This window comes from Bacillus sp. SIMBA_008 (assembly GCF_046535495.1).
In the GTDB taxonomy this organism is placed as follows: Bacteria; Bacillota; Bacilli; order Bacillales; family Bacillaceae; genus Bacillus; species Bacillus subtilis.
Window position 1 is genome coordinate 1 of sequence record NZ_JAWRWL010000673.1, and the last position, 262, is coordinate 262.

A 262-nucleotide genomic window follows, 5' to 3' on the forward strand; every position below is an offset into this window, starting at 1 on the left:
GTCATGCGTGATGACGCGAACGGAGGCGTCAAACGGCCCGTATCAAGCCTTTCCGGAGGGGAGACGTTTCTGACATCGTTGTCGCTTGCGCTTGCCTTGTCCGCCCAGATTCAGCTGCGGGGGCAATACCCGCTGCAATTCTTTTTCTTAGATGAAGGATTCGGGACTCTTGACCAAGGGCTCTTAGACACCGTTGTCACAGCGCTCGAAAAGCTGCAATCGGACAACTTATCCGTCGGAGTGATCAGCCATGTGCAGGAGC

Annotated in this window: 1 protein-coding gene; it reads left to right on the plus strand. The window is 55.3% G+C overall.

What is annotated here, in order from left to right:
- On the plus strand, positions 1 to 262 hold a 262-nt coding region (locus SB658_RS24925), incomplete at both ends, for an SbcC/MukB-like Walker B domain-containing protein (protein ID WP_410603090.1).